Consider the following 15,516-nt stretch of genomic DNA (forward strand, 5'->3'; position numbering starts at 1 on the left):
CTTATCCTCTTAAAGTCGTTAATAGACAGCGGCCGATTACTGATGACGATCGGTATACGGCAGCAGGGACAAGTAGCGAGCGCGCTTGATGCAGCGAGCCAGCTGGCGCTGGTATTTTGCACGAGTACCGGTGATACGGCTCGGGACAATTTTACCGCTTTCGGTAATGTAGTTTTTCAACGTTGCGATGTCTTTGTAATCGATCTCAACAACGCCTTCCGCGGTGAAACGGCAGAACTTGCGACGACGGAAATAACGTGCCATATGGCTAGTCTCCAGAATCTATCAATTCAATCTGCTCGGCATGCAGAACCATTTTGCTCAAGCCGTTCTTTGCCTTGTGGCAAGAAATGAACCCTCGAACGATTACTGCGCTACCGACCGTTATACTGTGAGTAATGGCTTGGTTTTCGTGTCCGCTAATAATAACGGGCATTTGGCACCATGCCTGCCGGTGAAAACCGGCTTCCTCCTGCACTGAACGATGCTCAAGCACGAACTGGCAGTGTGGAATTCCTGATGGGCTGACCTTACGAAGTGGAGTCCTGCAGATTATGCCGGACAGTTCCAGACGATTGGTCATCAGGATTACTCTTCAGAATCCCCAGCTTCGGAATCATCTGCGGTTTCGTTTGCGAAATCTTCGCGACGCTCACGGCGCTCGTCTTTCGCTTTAACCATCGGAGATGCTTCGGTAACTGCGTGCTTAGTACGCATTACCATGCTGCGGATAACGGCGTCGTTGAAGCGGAAGTTAGTTTCCAGCTCATCGATCGCTTCCTGCGGGGCTTCAACGTTCAGCAGAACGTAGTGAGCTTTGTGCAGTTTGTTGATCGGATAAGCCAGCTGACGGCGGCCCCAGTCTTCCAGACGGTGGATCGTACCTTCTGCTGCAGTGATTGCACCAGTGTAACGTTCGATCATACCCGGAACCTGTTCGCTCTGGTCAGGATGGACCATAAAAACGATTTCGTAATGACGCATCGAATTGCTCCTTACGGATTATTCAGCCTCCTGTCTGGGTCAGCCGCGGCCCATGGAGGCAAGGAACGTGTTAAAGGGCGGCTGAAAAATTGACGCGTCATAATACGTGCGAGCATGGTTTAAGACAAGTGAATTGTGCAAATAATTCGCACTAAGCGCAAAGTCACCCTAAGCCGGTGATTTAAAATTAATCAACGACGGAAGCGACAATTTTTTGAACAACTGCATCAGAAATGGTCGCGATACGCCCGGCAGACAGCAATTACACTTAGATCAGCAGCAATCCATAACCTAAAGGAACCGGGTTAACGTCAGGACTGTCAGTAAGGAGCGTAGAGTATGAAATATATCCTCATCACCATGATGGCTGCGTTTTTGCTGAGCGCCAACGCGCTGGCAGCCATCAAAATCGATGGGCGTCAGGCGCGCAACATGGACGATGTGCAGAGCCTTGGCGTTATCTATATCAACCACAACATCGCCACTGAGCAAGAAGCCGATCGGGCGCTTAGCCAGCAGAGCGATGCCGAGGGAGCGAAATATTTTCAGCCGATCCTGCTCCATGAGCCAGGGAGCAATGGCCTGATTCATGCCAGTGCAGCTATTTACCGCTAACTCCCCATCTTTTTGACTTCGCCTCCATTACGGGGCGAAGTCTTAATGCGATTGCGCATTATCTCGTTTTCTGGCTTATCAACAAAACTAAAAAGGCTCCGGAGCCAGACCGGTTGATTCATCATTACGATGAAAAGCTCCAGAGCACGTACCTTACTTTTGCCCGTAATAGGCGTTTGGCCCATGTTTTCGCATAAAGTGTTTGTCCATCAGCCAACTATCGATGGGCTTCAGTTGCGGGTTAATCGCGCGGGCAATCCACGCCATTCTCGCTACTTCTTCCATCACTACTGCGTTATGCACCGCATCATGCGCATCTTTGCCCCAGGCAAACGGACCGTGCTGATAGACCACAATCCCCGGCGTATGCAAAGGTTCGGCCTTGCCCAGCGTTTCAATGATCACGTGCCCGGTATTCAGCTCATAGGCTTCTTCAACTTCTAAGGCGCTTAACGCCCTGGTGCAGGGAATATCGCCAAAGAAGTAGTCCGCATGGGTCGTCCCTAGCGCGGGAATGGCTAACCCCGCCTGCGCCCAGGCCGTCGCATGAGTAGAGTGGGTATGCACCACGCCGCCGAGACTCGGATAGCGACGATACAGCGCCAGATGAGTGGCGGTATCAGAAGAAGGACGATACTGCCCTTCTACAATATTACCGTCCATATCCACCACCACCATGTCGTCTGCCTTCATGGTTTCATAAGCAACACCGCTGGGTTTGATCGCCACCCGCCCGCGTTCACGGTCGATAGCGCTGACGTTGCCCCAAGTAAAGGTCACCAGCCCGTAGCGCGGTAAATCCATATTGGCTTCAAAAACCTGCTGTTTGAGCTTTTGCATTACGCCGCCTCCACCAGACCGGCGCTTGCCATGCGCGCCTTCACCCAATCGCGAGCCTTCGCCACTTCGAGCGCAGGGTCGTCAGTGGTCTCACTCCACATCTCAATCAGATACGGCCCGCAATAGCCGCTCTGCTTGAGGGTTTCGAAACAGCGCTCGAAATCGACAACCCCTTTACCAAACGGCACGTTCTTGAATACGCCGGGTTTGGTATCTTTCACATGCACCGCCACGATATGCCCGATCCCCGCCTGGAGTTCCATCTGCACGTCGTTATCCCACGCCGACAGATTGCCGATATCCGGGTAAAGCTGGAACCATGGATTGTTTAGGTAGTGCGCATAGCCCAGCGCCTTGCTGATGGAGTTCATCAGCGGGTAGTCCATGATTTCCATCGCCAGCGTCACCTGCGCGCGGCTTGCCATCTCGACGCTCTCTTTCAGTCCATCACGAAACCGCCGACGCGTCTCGTTGTTGGCCTCCTGATAGTAAACGTCGTAACCGGCCAGTTGGATCACGCGAATGCCGACGTCCTGGGCGAACTGGATCGCTTTACGCATAATCTCCAGCCCCTGCGCACGTACTGCGTCATCTTCGCTGCCAAGCGGAAAGCGACGATGAGCGCTCAGGCACATGGACGGAACGCGCACGCCGGTTTCAGCAATCGCGTTAACCAACGCCAGGCGCTGCTCGCGGCTCCAGTCGAGACGCGCCAGTCGGGCATCAGTTTCATCCACCGACATTTCGACGAAGTCAAAACCCAGCTTTTTCGCAAGCTTCAGCCGCTCCATCCAGCACTCCCCAGCGGGGAGCGCTTTTTCATAGATGCCGAGCGGAATTTGTTTCGACAGCATAGTTGCTCCTTAGCCCCAAAGCTGGGCAATAGAGCGTTTAAACTGACGCGCGGCTTCAACCGGCGAAGCGGCATCACGAATGCTACGACCAGCGATAAAGACGTGAATCGGAATGCCTTTGAACAACGGCAGATCTTCCAGCGCCAGGCCGCCGGTGACGGTAACCTTAAAGCCCATATCAGACAGGCGCTTGATGGCGCTGATGTCCGCCTCACCCCACGCCACGCCTGCGGCCTGCGCATCGCGACTGCGGTGATACACTACCTGCCCGATACCCGCGTCGCGCCACTCCTGAGCCTGTTCCCAGGTCCAGTATCCGGTCAGTTCGATCTGCACATCACCGTTAAACTCTTTCGCCACATCCAGCGCGCCTTTGGTGGTGTTGATATCCGCACAGCAGATCACGGTCACCCAGTCAGCATTGGCTTCAAAACACATACGGGAGAGAATTTTGCCCGCATCGGCGATTTTGGCATCCGCCAGCACGATTTTATGCGGATAGAGTGCTTTCAGGTCGCGAACCGCACGAACGCCTTCGGCGACGCAAAGAATCGTGCCGACTTCAATAATGTCCACTTCATCAGCAATCAGGCGCGTCGTTTCATATGCAGAAGACATTGATTGGTTATCCAGCGCAACCTGCAACATAGGTAATGACATTTGATATTCCTTTTAAACAGCCGCCGCGGTGGCGTTATCAATTAAATCCAGCACTTCCTGCGCGGTACGGCAGGCGCGTAAACGGTCGAAGTTGGCTTCATCGTCAAACAGATTAACGATCTGCATGATGCCCACTTCCTGATGTGTGTTGGCATCGACCGCCGCCATCGTTATCAGGATATCGACCGGGTCGTTATCTTCGTGGTTAAAGACCAGCGGCGTTTTCAGCGTCACCAGTGCAAAACCCGTTTTCTTCACGCCCTCTTCCGGGCGCCCGTGCGGCATCGCCAGGCCCGGCGCAATCACAAAGTACGGGCCAAATTGTTCAACGCCGTCAAGAATGGCCTGATAGTAACGAGGCTCGACCACGTCAGCCTTAACCAACAGATCAACGCTCAGTTTTACCGCTTCCTGCCAGGTGCTGGCGTCGGCCCGTAAGAGGATCGAGTTATTTTCCGCCAGCGAATCTCGTAATTTCATGGTGCGTCCTTACTTCACGTCCTGCGGGAAATGTTCTTTGATCACTTCCAGCAGCTTCGGACCAAAGTCAGCAGGCGACAGCATGTTGCGCACGCCAACCACATATTTGTTGCCGGAAACGGTGATCTCACCGGCGATATGGGTGGAGGCAATGATGATGTCTGCTCCGCTTAATTCGCTTTTGTATTCACCCACCGCGCAGCTATTCACCGTGTGATCAATATTTGACTGGGTCAAAAACTGGTCCACTTTCATTTTCATGATCATGGAACTGCCTTGCCCGTTGCCACATACAGCCAGGATACGAACGGTCATAGTCAAAACTCCTTATTGAGCAGAAGCATCTGCCAGTTGTTTTTCCGCATCTTCTTCAGCACGCAGCGTGCGTCCTGCGAAGAACATATAAGCCAGTGAAATCAGAATAATAACGGCCATAAATGCGATACCGACGGAGGCAAAGCCTTGCATCATCGGTGGCGCCAAGATGGACCAGTCCGCCATGCCCATCCAGGCGCTCATGCCCGTCAGCTTCACAGCCCAAACGCAGCCGAAGATCTCTATCATGCCCATCACCAGGCAAATCTTGAGTGCCGCGCGCCAACCGCCAAAGTGGTTAGCAAACACACCAATGGTGGCGTTAGAGAAGAACATCGGGATAAAGCCTGGAATAATCAGAATGGAAGATCCGACGCCCACCAGAATACCGACGGCGATCAGTTGACCGATGGTGCCCCACATAAATCCCCAGACCACGGCGTTCGGTGCAAAGCTATAAATCGCCGCGCAGTCAATCGCCAGTACGGCGCCAGGGATCAAACGCTGAGAGATACCGTTGAAGGCCTCAGAGAGCTCGGCGACAAACATGCGCACACCCTGCGTGATGATGAAAATCGCGACCGCAAAAGAGAAACCGGTTTGCAGGATATAGACCGTCCAGTGGGTTTTACCCGCCATCGCCTGCACCGTATCAATGCCGAAGGAGAGCAGGATTGCGCCGAAGAAAACCGTCATAACAATGGCCGTGGAAACGATATTGTCGTGGAAGATGTTCAGCCAGCCCGGCAGTTTAAGATCCTCAACGCTCTCTTCTTTTTTCCCCAGATATGGCGCGACTTTATAGGCAATCCATGAAGCGAACTGCTGCTGGTGGCCAATCGAGAAGCCGCAGCCGTCGGTCACTTCCTGGGTCGGTTTGTACATCATGTTGGAGGTGATCCCCCAATACAGGGAGACCAGGACCGCCGTGCAGATAATGGTTGTCCACATCGAATAACCGAAGATGTATAACGAAACCGCAATCAGCCCCGCCTGCTGAAACATGATGTGTCCAGTCAGCATGATGGTGCGAATACCGGTAATGCGCCGCAGCAGGACGTAACAGATATTCAGCGCCAGCGCTAACAGTACCGCATAGCCGACCCAACTGTAGGCATCGCCCATACGCTCAATGGTTGCCATCATGGAAGCGTAGGTATCGGAAATCGCCCCGTTGATGCCGTAAACCTCAGACATCTTCGCGACGACCGGCTTGAAGGTGCTGGTCAAAATGCCGGAACCCGCCTGCAATAACATAAAACCGATAATGGTTTTAATCGTCCCTTTGACAATGACGCTGGCGCTTTTACGCAACAGGATGTAGCCCAGACACGTCACGATACCCAGCAGCAGCGGGGCATTGGTCATGACCTGGTTAAAGAAAACGGTAAAGATGTTGTAGAGAATCTCCATAACACGCTCCAGAAGGTGAAAGCTCTGAACGTACATTACGTCCAGGGTTTGTTGTTGCGATCACTCTAATAATCAAAAATAATCACAACAAGATTATATTTGATTAAATGTGACGCACGCCGCAAATAATTATTCAATCTGTACACGAATTAATTCTCATTTATCAAAATCAAAAATTAACCCATTAAAATCAACATAATAATAAGTAATAGAGTCAATAAAAAAAGCCTGACATCATCTGGGGCGCCATTTCCCATCCCTGTAAAGCGTAAAATTCAGGATTGCATTCCTGAACAAACGATGGCAGCATTCTTCAAAACAAATCACAATGTGATTACTTTTGACAATACGTGAGGGAAAGCGCAATGAGTAAAGTACAAACCATCACCCGCGAATCATGGATCCTGAACACCTTCCCTGAGTGGGGTAGCTGGCTGAATGAAGAAATTGAACAAGAGCAGGTTGCACCAGGTACCTTTGCCATGTGGTGGTTGGGTTGTACGGGCATCTGGCTGAAATCAGAAGGCGGGGCCAATATCTGTGTCGATTTCTGGTGCGGTACGGGCAAACAAAGCCATGGCAATCCGCTGATGAAAACAGGCCATCAGATGCAGCGCATGGCAGGCGTCAAGAAACTCCAGCCAAATCTGCGCACCACCCCGTTCGTACTCGATCCGTTCGCTATTCGCCAGATTGACGCCGTTCTGTCTACGCACGATCACAACGATCATATCGACGTTAACGTTGCCGCCGCGGTGATGCAGAATTGCGCCGATAACGTACCCTTTATCGGCCCGCAAACTTGTGTTGATCTGTGGATCGGCTGGGGCGTGCCGAAAGAGCGCTGCATCGTGATGAAACCTGGCGATGTGGTAAGAGTGAAGGACGTTGAAATTCACGCGCTTGACGCCTTTGACCGTACCGCACTGATTACCCTACCAGCGGAGCAAAAAGCGGCGGGCGTGCTGCCAGATGGAATGGATCAGCGTGCGGTGAACTACCTGTTCAAAACGCCGGGCGGCAACCTGTATCACAGCGGTGATTCACACTATTCCAACTACTACGCTAAGCACGGAAATGAACATCAAATTGACGTCGCGCTGGGTTCCTACGGCGAGAACCCGCGCGGTATTACCGACAAAATGACCAGCGCCGATATCCTGCGTATGGCCGAGTCGCTAAATACCAAGGTGGTTATTCCGTTCCATCATGATATCTGGTCAAACTTCCAGGCCGATCCACAAGAAATCCGCGTTCTATGGGAAATGAAAAAAGACCGGCTGAAATATGGCTTTAAGCCTTTCATCTGGCAGGTTGGCGGGAAATTCACCTGGCCGCTGGATAAAGACAACTTCGAATACCACTACCCGCGCGGATTCGATGACTGCTTCACCATGGAACCGGACCTGCCTTTCAAGTCCTTCCTGTAAGACTTCTCCGGCGAGCGGTAATCGTTGACCGCTCGCCGGAAATTATCCCCGTCGGCATTAGTATTTTCACCTGATTTCAAATATCATCTTTGCTTATCACTTTTAATCGGATTTGCTCATGACGGAAGCGCAAAGACATCAAATTTTACTGGATTTGCTGGCACAAACGGGATTTGTCACCGTGGAGCAGGTGATTTCCCGGCTGGGAATTTCTCCGGCGACGGCACGACGCGATATCAATAAACTCGACGAAAGCGGCAAGCTGAAAAAAGTTCGCAATGGCGCAGAAGCCATCAGTGAACAGCGACCACGCTGGTCACCGATGAACATTCATCAGGCGCAAAACCACGATGAGAAGGTACGGATTGCGCGTGCGGCTTCGCAGTTGGTAAATCCTGGCGAAAGTATCGTCATTAACTGTGGCTCGACCGCCTTCCTGCTTGGACAGGAGCTGTGCGGTAAACCCGTACAGATCATTACTAACTATCTGCCGCTGGCCAATTACCTGATCGATCAGGAACACGACAGCGTCATCATTATGGGCGGGCAGTATAACCGCAGCCACTCTATCACCCTGAGCCCGCAGGGTAGCGAGAACAGCCTGTACGCCGGGCACTGGATGTTCACCAGCGGCAAAGGGCTGACCGCCGAAGGGCTGTATAAAACCGACATGCTGACGGCAATGGCGGAGCAAAAAATGCTTAACGTCGTCGGTAAACTCGCGGTGCTGGTCGATAGCAGTAAAGTTGGCGAACGCGCCGGGATGCTGTTCAGCCAGGCCGGACAAATCGACCTGGTGATTACCGGAAAGCAAGCGGATGAAGCGATCCTCAAGCAGCTTGAGGATCAGGGCGTTCAGGTTATTCGCGTTTAAAGGTGACGCTGAAAGAACGCCACCGTCGCCGCTAATGCCTCAGGTGTAATGCGGTGACGGACGCCTTTCTGCCAGATACAAGTCAAATTGTCGGCCAGGTCGCTTTGCTGCAATGAGCGCTGAAGGCGGAACGTTTCTCCTGGTGGTACGACATCATCTTCGTCACCGTGCCAAAGCAACAGCGGTCGGCTGGCAAGCTTCGCCAACTGCTGGCTGACGTCCCACTCCACCAGCGATTCAGCACAAAATGAAGGGGAAGGGAAAAGCGTCTGTGAGAGCGAACTGAAGTAGCCTGACCCCATCAGGCAGGCCACGCTTTTCAGCTCTGGATGCTGGGTCATCATCCCCAGCGCCGTCATTCCGCCCATCGATGCTCCGGCAACCGCCAGCCGGTCATCGGCAATCCATCCCTCAGCGCGAATAGCGTTCTGCAATGCCGGAAATTCAGCAAAATTCTGCACCAGAATCGGCCAGAAGCGCTGCATCCGCCCTTGCTCGTCTCCCTGGTAACGCGCACCGTGTTCTGCCGCATCAGGCATAATGACCCGAAACCCCGCCTCCGCCAGCGCAACGGCAAAATAACTGTAGACCCGCTTAGAAGAGGTAAATCCATGATAAAAGACGATACAAGGCAACGGAGTATCCGCAGCGCCCTGCGGGTACGCGTGAAGAACCTCCCCACCCGCAAGGTTACGCATTTCTAGTGCAATCATTTACCGTCTCCTTTCTCTATAGTGATGTGGTGTTATGTTATTACTCAAGTCTCTCGTTCGCACATGATTCATAATCTTGAGAACCAGATTACGCTTTCACGATATTTTCATTCGAAAATCGCGTACGGGATAACAATTTGGGAACATTCCCCGGAAATGACATTCAGGCTACCACTACACTATGACTATCAGGAAACGAGATATGGTTATGCGTAGGTTTACACCATGGTTACTGGCTATCGCCTTAACCGGCTGTAGCGCCCTGCAAGGGACACCAAAGGCGCCACCGCCAGCAACCGACCATCCGCAGGAGATCCAGCGTAATCAGGCGACGGATCTACAGAAAATGGGGACGGTGAGCGTATTAATGTACGGCTCGCCGATGGATGTTGAAGCTGCGCTCAAGACCAAAGCAGAAGCGGCTAAAGCGGATTACTACGTCATCATTATGATTGATGACACCATGGTTCCCGGCCAGTGGTACTCGCAGGCGATTTTGTACCGTAAATAGCGGTCAATCTTTAAGCCAGCTTTACACTGCTTTGCATCCATTCACGTTTTCCTGTGCATAATAACGTTCGGCCAGCTGTAACCTGGCAGAACGTTAGCAACGGACTGCCCTCGGGACTATGTGAAATGGAGCTGACGATGAAACGAACTTTTACCCTACCCAACCTGATGTTGACCTCGGTCACGGCCAATACTTCTGCGCAGTCAGCGGAGTTTGCCAGCGCCGATTGCGTAACCGGCCTGAATGAAATTGGCCTGATTTGCGTTAACAACATTTCAGGCAGCCAGCAGGATGTCGAACATGCCATCGCCATGCAGGCTGATGAGCAGGGCGCATCCTGGTATCGCATTGTTCAAATGTACGAAGAACAGCAGCCGGATAACTGGCGGGTACAGGCCATTCTCTATGCCTGAGGTGCCTGGCGTCCACGCCCCATCGCCCGTAAGAGCAGATCGTCCAGCGTCTGCGCATCCAGACGCATACCGCCGCGCGTATCGAGCATCATCCGACACCAGGCTTCAGCCAATGGCGGTGAAGCGAAGCGTAATACCTGCGCGCCTGTGCCCAGCATATAGACCAGCCGGGTAATTTCCCGCCCTTGTTCTTCCAGAGGCTGCCGTAGCCACTGCTGCAGCTGACGCCATGAGCGATCGAAATGACGATTCTGCCCTTTCACTTCCGCACATTCCGCCGCCAGAAGCTCTAGCGCCGCCGGTTGCTTCATCAGAACCCGCATCACGTCCAGACACATTATATTGCCCGAACCTTCCCAGATACTGTTGACCGGCATTTCGCGGTACAGACGCGGTAGTTCGCTCTCTTCGCAATAGCCTGAGCCTCCCAGAACCTCCATGGCTTCGGCAACAAACGGCATCCCGGATTTGCAGATAGCAAATTTCGCCGCAGGAGTGAACAACCTTGCCCAACGCGCTTCCTGCTCATCGTCACGCCGGTCCCAGGCGCGCGCCAGCCGGAACAAAAAGGCAGTTTGCCCTTCAAGCCTCAGCGCCATTTGCCCCAGCACCTGACGCATCATCGGCTGATCGACCAAATTCTTACCAAACGCCTGGCGCTGCAAGGCGTGGTAAAGCGCCACCGAATAAGCCCGGCGCATCAGCGCGTGGCTGCCCAATGCACAGTCAAAGCGGGTCAGGCCACCCATTTTGAGGATTTGCCGGACGCCATCACCCTCTTCTCCTATCAGCCATCCGCAAGCATCGAAGAATTCAGCTTCACTACTGGCGTTGGATCGATTACCCAATTTCTCTTTCAGTCTTTCCAGGCGAATACCGTTACGCTGACCGTCCGGCAACAAGCGGGGGACAAAAAAGCAGGAGAGACCCGCAGGTGCCTGAGCCAGCACCAGGTGCGCATCGCTTTGCGGTACCGAGAAAAACCATTTATGCCCAACGAGATGATAAAAACCTTCGGCAGTTTTCTCCGCCCGCGTTGTGTTACTCAGGACATCAGACCCACCCTGCTTTTCTGTCATTCCCATCCCGATAAGCAGTCCGCGCTTCTGATTACCCGGCACAAGATGCGGATCGTAACGATCGCTTAATAGCGGTGATAACCAGTCGCTAAATGGTTTGGGTAATGAACGCTGTAGCAATGGAATCGCAGCAAAAGTCATTGTGGTGGGGCACAGAGTCCCCGCCTCTACCTGTGCATGCAACATAAAACGGGCAGCGCGAGCGACAAAAGCGCCTTCGCGAGCATCCTCCTGCCAGGCAAGATTATGCACCCGGTTAGCACACAGACCCTGCATCAGTAAATGCCAGGCGGGATGGAAACGCACATCATCAATACGCGATCCCGTCGCGTCATAGCGCAATAGTTCCGGTGGGTTGCTGTTAGCCAGGCGCCCTAGCTCCAGCGATTCAGCCGTCCCCAGCTGTTGGCCAATGCTCGCCAGCAGATCGCCATCCCAGCCAGCGCCTTCGCGCACGGTGGCCTCACGTAGGGCAATATCAGACAGGAACAAGTTGCTATTACATAACGGCGTAGGTTGGTTAAATACGGTATGAGTTTGCCAGTGCATTGTGTTTCCCTCCGTCAATGGCTCTACCCATAAGTATGGACAACGGCGCACTTTCCGTCGCAGAACTCTGCTATAAAGTTCTCTCACAATCAGAAAGGGAATTTCATGATTCATTTAATTATTGAAGACCGGGAAAACACACTGAACTATATTGCGCTTATCCGCCGCCATCTTCCCCATCTTGCGATTAACGCCATCAAACAGAATCTGAAAACTTCAGGTTACGTCACTTCATTTGATGAAGACAAAATCTGCGATGACATTCTGGAAGAGCAGAATCCCATTGGAAATTTTCTCAATCTCATCAAAGTGTTAAAAAACAGTGGCGCGCAGCTTAAGTTCATCGAACAAACGGATGATGAACAGGGAGATGAATTGCCCTTGAGCCAATTGTTGGGCTATGTGGAAAGAGGGCTGGAAATTGCCCGACAAATAGAACAAGAAGATGAACGAGCGAGAAGAAGATAAGCCATTCAAACGAATGGCTTATTCAGGCAAACAGATTAGCTGCGCTGACGCACCGCTTCAAACAGACAAATCCCGGTAGCAACGGAAACGTTCAGCGACGAAACGCTACCGGCCATCGGAATACTGATTAACTCATCGCAGTGTTCGCGGGTCAGACGGCGCATACCTTCGCCTTCCGCTCCCATCACCAGCGCCATCGGACCGATCATCTTGCTCTGGAACAAAGTGTGGTCGGCTTCGCCAGCGGTACCCACGATCCAGACGTTCTCTTCCTGCAACAGTCGCATGGTACGCGCGAGGTTAGTAACGCGGATAAGCGGAACATTTTCTGCCGCCCCGCAGGCGACTTTTTTCGCCGTCGCATTGAGCTGCGCGGAGCGATCTCTCGGCACAATCACTGCGTGCACGCCAGCGGCATCGGCACTACGTAAGCAGGCGCCGAGGTTATGTGGATCGGTCACACCGTCGAGGATCAAGAAGAACGGCTGATCGAGAGAGGCGATCAGATCCGGCAGATCGTTCTCCTGATACTGGCGCCCTGGCTTCACGCGAGCAATAATCCCCTGATGAACAGCACCTTCGCTTTTCTCATCAAGATACTGGCGGTTGGCGACCTGAATCACCACTCCCTGAGCCTCCAGGGCATGGATCAGCGGCAGCAAGCGCTTATCCTCACGGCCTTTCAGAATAAAGACTTCCTGAAAACGCTCAGGAGCGCGTTCCAGCAGTGCCTGCACCGCGTGGATGCCGTAAATCATTTCACTCATTTATGTACTCGTTTTAGGTTCTGTTAGCCGTTCCCTTCACCCAGACGTTCTCCGCTACATTAGACGGAATCAGGATGAAGGGAATCCAATCACTCAGCGATTTTCTTTTTCGCCGCGCGCTTGGCTTTGGTCGCCGCAGCGATTTTTTGGGTTTTCACCGACGGTTTCTTCGCTTTTTTCTCGCCTTTTGGCTGAGCAGCCTTCGGTTGAGATTTGCCTTTCTCTTTGCGGAATGCGCTATCTGGCTCAAAGTTCACTTGCTTTCCCGCCTGACGACGACGCCCGGAGGATTTGCCTGCGGCACCCTTTTTCGCCTTCTCACGCTCGGTTTTACCCACGTTGCGCGGAGCGCGCTCGCTGGAGATAAGCGAGAAGTCAATCTTACGCTCGTCCATGTTGACCGCTTCAACCCGCACTTCTACGCGATCGCCCAGACGATAAGTCTGACCGCCGGATTCACCGATCAGACGCTGTCCAACCTGATCGAAGCGGTAGTAGTCGTTATCGAGCGAAGAAACGTGCACCAGACCATCAATAAACAGTTCATCAAGACGAACGAAGAAACCAAATCCGGTCACGCTGGCGATCACGCCTTTGAAGACATTACCGACCTGATCCAACATGAAATCACACTTCAGCCAGTCCGATACATCGCGCGTCGCTTCATCAGCACGGCGTTCGGTCATCGAACAGTGTGCTCCCAGCTGCAGCATCTCTTCCATGCTGTAGTGCCAACCGCCGGTCTCGGTGCTATTACCTTTATGTCCCTGCTCTTTCGCCAGCAGATACTTGATAGCACGATGCAGCGACAGATCCGGGTAGCGACGAATCGGTGAAGTGAAGTGAGCGTAAGATTGCAGCGCGAGGCCAAAGTGACCGCGATTTTCCGGGTCGTACACCGCCTGTTTCATCGACCGCAGCAGCATGGTTTGCAGCATTTCCGCATCTGGTCGATCGGCGATCGACGTCAGCAGTTCGGCATAATCACGCGGCTCTGGCTTATTACCTCCAGGCAGCTCAAGTCCAAGCTCAGCCAGAACTGAACGGAATGCGGTGATCGCCTCCGTGCTTGGCTTGTCGTGAATACGGAACAGCGCCGGTTCTTCAGCTTTCTCCACAAAGCGCGCAGCGGAAATGTTCGCCAGAATCATGCACTCTTCAATCAGCTTATGGGCGTCGTTACGCTGAGTCTGTTCAATGCGCTCAATGCGACGTTCAGCATTGAAGATGAATTTAGCTTCTTCACTCTCAAATGAGATACCGCCGCGCTCTTCACGAGCGACATCCAGCACCTTGTAGAGGTTATGAAGCTCTTCAATATGCTTAACCAGCGGCGCATACTGCTCACGCAGGTCCTGATCGCCCTGCAGCATATGCCAGACCTTGGTGTAGGTCAGGCGAGCATGGGAACTCATCACCGCTTCGTAGAATTTGAAGCCGGTCAGACGCCCTTTTGATGAAATCGTCATCTCGCAAACCATACAGAGTCTGTCGACCTGAGGATTCAGCGAGCACAGACCGTTGGAGAGCACTTCCGGCAGCATCGGGACGACCTGAGATGGGAAGTAGACTGAGGTACCACGGCTGCGTGCTTCACCATCCAGCGGCGTGCCGGGGCGCACGTAGTAGCTCACATCGGCAATGGCCACCCACAGACGCCAGCCGCCGCCGCGTTTCTTCTCGCAGTATACGGCGTCATCAAAGTCGCGAGCATCTTCGCCATCAATGGTGACCAGCGGCAGATTACGTAAATCAACACGTCCTGCCTTCGCCTCTTCCGGCACCTGTTCTTTCAGACTTGAAACCTGTTTTTCCACCTCAGGTGGCCAGACATGGGGGATTTCATGGGTACGCAGGGCCATATCGACCGCCATTCCAGTTCCCATGTTATCGCCCAGCACTTCGACGATTTTACCCACCGCTTTGGTGCGGCGGGTTGGGCGCTGGGTGAGCTCAACCACGACCACAAACCCCATGCGCGCGCCCATAATCTCTTCTGGCGGGATCAGGATGTCGAAGCTTAAGCGACTGTCATCGGGAACGACAAAGCCCACACCCGCCTCGGTAAAGTAGCGGCCAACGATCTGCCCTATTTTTGGTACCAGGACACGAACGATACGAGCTTCCCGGCGGCCTTTACGGTCCGCACCCAGAGGCTGCGCCAGCACCTGATCGCCATGAATACAGGTTTTCATCTGTTCAGATGATAAATAAAGATCATCTTTACGGCCTTCGACGCGCAGGAAGCCATAGCCATCGCGATGACCGATAACGATGCCTTTCAGCAGATCGAGACGCTCAGGCAGCGCATAGCACTGGCGGCGAGTGAAGACCAGTTGACCATCACGTTCCATTGCGCGCAGTCGACGGCGCAATGCTTCTTGTTGTTCTTCGCCTTCGATATTCAGCTCTATTGCCAGCTCATCACGGCTGGCCGGTTTTTCGCGTTTTGCTAAATGATCGAGGATGAATTCCCGGCTTGGGATTGGATTGGCGTACTTTTCAGTTTCGCGGTCCAGGAAAGGATCTTGTGACATGTCGGTTCCTCCGT

General features: G+C 53.1%; 19 protein-coding genes. 6 read left to right on the plus strand and 13 right to left on the minus strand.

The annotated features are described in order from the left end of the window. Positions 1-36: 36 nt before the first annotated feature. From rpsR to rpsF, 3 genes are read right to left on the minus strand one after another with little or no spacing between them, the layout of a single operon-like run. Positions 37-264 carry a 30S ribosomal protein S18 gene (rpsR, locus tag DA718_RS26255; protein WP_002210155.1) on the minus strand — a complete coding sequence of 76 codons (228 nt, stop codon included), beginning with the start codon at positions 262-264 and terminating at the stop codon, positions 37-39. Between the two features lie 4 nt (positions 265-268). After that, entirely contained in the window at positions 269-583 is a 315-nt protein-coding gene (gene priB, locus DA718_RS26260; protein WP_110274451.1) for a primosomal replication protein N, read from the minus strand. 5 nt (positions 584-588) lie between these two features. Beyond that, positions 589-984, minus strand: a complete 396-nt coding sequence (rpsF, locus tag DA718_RS26265; protein WP_004098001.1) for a 30S ribosomal protein S6 — start codon at positions 982-984, stop codon at positions 589-591. 339 nt (positions 985-1,323) lie between these two features. On the opposite strand from rpsF, the gene DA718_RS26270 reads away from it, so the two are divergent. Then, complete coding sequence (locus DA718_RS26270; RefSeq protein WP_112216192.1) at positions 1,324-1,599, plus strand: YdgH/BhsA/McbA family protein; 276 nt, start codon at positions 1,324-1,326, stop codon at positions 1,597-1,599. 153 nt (positions 1,600-1,752) lie between these two features. Here DA718_RS26270 and DA718_RS26275 read toward each other — a convergent pair whose 3' ends face one another. The 6 genes from DA718_RS26275 to ulaA are packed head-to-tail and all read right to left on the minus strand — an operon-like array spanning position 1,753 to position 6,161. Further along, positions 1,753-2,439 carry an L-ribulose-5-phosphate 4-epimerase gene (locus DA718_RS26275; protein WP_110274454.1) on the minus strand — a complete coding sequence of 229 codons (687 nt, stop codon included), beginning with the start codon at positions 2,437-2,439 and terminating at the stop codon, positions 1,753-1,755. Continuing rightward, on the minus strand, positions 2,439-3,293 hold the full coding sequence (gene ulaE, locus DA718_RS26280; RefSeq protein ID WP_112216193.1) for an L-ribulose-5-phosphate 3-epimerase UlaE: 855 nt from the start codon (positions 3,291-3,293) through the stop codon (positions 2,439-2,441). Before ulaE ends, DA718_RS26275 begins: the two co-directional genes overlap by 1 nt. A gap of 9 nt (positions 3,294-3,302) precedes the next feature. Next, positions 3,303-3,953, minus strand: coding sequence for a 3-keto-L-gulonate-6-phosphate decarboxylase UlaD (gene ulaD, locus DA718_RS26285; protein WP_110274456.1), 651 nt, complete (start codon positions 3,951-3,953; stop codon positions 3,303-3,305). A gap of 12 nt (positions 3,954-3,965) precedes the next feature. Further along, positions 3,966-4,433 (minus strand): PTS ascorbate transporter subunit IIA, encoded by a 468-nt coding sequence (gene ulaC / locus DA718_RS26290; RefSeq protein ID WP_112216194.1) that lies wholly within the window; start codon positions 4,431-4,433, stop codon positions 3,966-3,968. A gap of 9 nt (positions 4,434-4,442) precedes the next feature. Further along, positions 4,443-4,748: a PTS ascorbate transporter subunit IIB gene (gene ulaB / locus DA718_RS26295; protein ID WP_045439008.1), complete on the minus strand. Its 306-nt coding sequence runs from the start codon at positions 4,746-4,748 to the stop codon at positions 4,443-4,445. Positions 4,749-4,760: 12 nt separating this feature from the next. Next, complete coding sequence (gene ulaA, locus DA718_RS26300) at positions 4,761-6,161, minus strand: PTS ascorbate transporter subunit IIC (RefSeq protein ID WP_112216195.1); 1,401 nt, start codon at positions 6,159-6,161, stop codon at positions 4,761-4,763. Positions 6,162-6,526: 365 nt separating this feature from the next. On the opposite strand from ulaA, the gene ulaG reads away from it, so the two are divergent. Both ulaG and ulaR read left to right on the plus strand, forming a co-directional pair. After that, complete coding sequence (gene ulaG, locus DA718_RS26305; RefSeq protein WP_112216196.1) at positions 6,527-7,591, plus strand: L-ascorbate 6-phosphate lactonase; 1,065 nt, start codon at positions 6,527-6,529, stop codon at positions 7,589-7,591. A gap of 118 nt (positions 7,592-7,709) precedes the next feature. Beyond that, the gene (gene ulaR, locus DA718_RS26310; protein ID WP_004128109.1) at positions 7,710-8,465 is read left to right on the plus strand and encodes an HTH-type transcriptional regulator UlaR; all 756 of its coding nucleotides are present in this window, start codon (positions 7,710-7,712) and stop codon (positions 8,463-8,465) included. Here the strand turns inward: ulaR and yjfP are convergent. Beyond that, on the minus strand, positions 8,462-9,178 hold the full coding sequence (gene yjfP, locus DA718_RS26315) for an esterase (protein WP_112216197.1): 717 nt from the start codon (positions 9,176-9,178) through the stop codon (positions 8,462-8,464). The two genes, ulaR and yjfP, sit on opposite strands and share 4 nt — an antisense overlap. A gap of 202 nt (positions 9,179-9,380) precedes the next feature. Here yjfP and bsmA point away from each other — a divergent pair, with 202 nt between their 5' ends. Next, complete coding sequence (gene bsmA, locus DA718_RS26320) at positions 9,381-9,689, plus strand: biofilm peroxide resistance protein BsmA (RefSeq protein WP_221888554.1); 309 nt, start codon at positions 9,381-9,383, stop codon at positions 9,687-9,689. Positions 9,690-9,826: 137 nt separating this feature from the next. Beyond that, entirely contained in the window at positions 9,827-10,102 is a 276-nt protein-coding gene (yjfN, locus tag DA718_RS26325; RefSeq protein WP_167492830.1) for a DUF1471 family protease activator YjfN, read from the plus strand. On the opposite strand, the gene DA718_RS26330 is transcribed toward yjfN, so the two are convergent. After that, complete coding sequence (locus tag DA718_RS26330; protein ID WP_112216200.1) at positions 10,093-11,730, minus strand: isovaleryl-CoA dehydrogenase; 1,638 nt, start codon at positions 11,728-11,730, stop codon at positions 10,093-10,095. The two genes, yjfN and DA718_RS26330, sit on opposite strands and share 10 nt — an antisense overlap. A 105-nt stretch (positions 11,731-11,835) precedes the next feature. Between DA718_RS26330 and DA718_RS26335 the strand changes: the two genes are divergently transcribed. Beyond that, positions 11,836-12,198: a hypothetical protein gene (locus tag DA718_RS26335; RefSeq protein ID WP_112216201.1), complete on the plus strand. Its 363-nt coding sequence runs from the start codon at positions 11,836-11,838 to the stop codon at positions 12,196-12,198. Between the two features lie 35 nt (positions 12,199-12,233). Here DA718_RS26335 and rlmB read toward each other — a convergent pair whose 3' ends face one another. After that, complete coding sequence (rlmB, locus tag DA718_RS26340; protein WP_112216202.1) at positions 12,234-12,965, minus strand: 23S rRNA (guanosine(2251)-2'-O)-methyltransferase RlmB; 732 nt, start codon at positions 12,963-12,965, stop codon at positions 12,234-12,236. 89 nt (positions 12,966-13,054) lie between these two features. Next, complete coding sequence (rnr, locus tag DA718_RS26345) at positions 13,055-15,502, minus strand: ribonuclease R (protein WP_112216203.1); 2,448 nt, start codon at positions 15,500-15,502, stop codon at positions 13,055-13,057. Positions 15,503-15,516 lie beyond the last annotated feature (14 nt).

Source organism: Klebsiella huaxiensis (assembly GCF_003261575.2).
GTDB lineage: Bacteria > Pseudomonadota > Gammaproteobacteria > Enterobacterales > Enterobacteriaceae > Klebsiella > Klebsiella huaxiensis.